Source organism: Mangrovicoccus sp. HB161399, assembly GCF_013184745.1.
In the GTDB taxonomy this organism is placed as follows: Bacteria; Pseudomonadota; Alphaproteobacteria; order Rhodobacterales; family Rhodobacteraceae; genus Mangrovicoccus.
This window is the reverse complement of sequence record NZ_JAATVU010000291.1, coordinates 1-681: the sequence shown is the minus strand read 5'-3', so window position 1 is coordinate 681 and position 681 is coordinate 1. Positions and strand designations below refer to the sequence as shown.

The window sequence follows — 681 nt, the reverse complement described above, 5'->3', positions numbered from 1 at the left end:
GTGCGCGACATTGCCTGGAAGGGGCAGCTGCGGATGTGCCAGCGCTATCGCCGCCTGGCGGCGGCCGGGAAGCCGAAGGTGGTCGTGACCACGACCATTGCCCGCGAGATGGCGGGCTTCATCTGGGCCATCGCCCGAACCGTAACGACTGCCCCGGCCTGAAGACGCGACGCAGGAAGCTTAGAACGGAAGTACCCCGGCCCGCTGATGCGCAAGGCCGGGGGCGGAACGCGGTGGGGAACCCTCGTGCCCTGTTGTGAGCCGGAAACGACGCTCGACCCTTAGAGCGAGGCAGCCCCAAGACGAAACCACGGTCATGCGGTATTCAACCCGCGTATGAGAGCCTGCTCAACCGTCGTCTCAGTTCCGTCCCCAGCCTTGCGCATCTTCAAAAGCTTGCACCCGGCCCTGTCGGGGGAATTGCGTTGAAACAAAGGGTTGACAGCGATCATGAGAACAGGCTTCTGAAATAGTCGGGCGAGCGGAATTGTTTTCCGTCTCGCTGTGCGTGGTGGCGCGATCTTCCAGCCGTTCCTTGCCTCTCGGCGCAGGTTGCGCGGGAGCAGCCGTCCTCAGATGGCCAGCAGCCGCGGCAGCCGGGCGAGATTTGCCGCCGCGAGCGTGAGGATGAAGCGCGAGCGCACCCGCTCGATCCCGCGATAGACGGTCTGGGCCGCCCCG

1 pseudogene is annotated in these 681 nt (G+C 65.2%); it reads left to right on the top strand.

The features are described from left to right. Positions 1-162: pseudogene (locus HCC78_RS34400) on the top strand (IS110 family transposase); the annotation flags it as partial. Positions 163-681 lie beyond the last annotated feature (519 nt).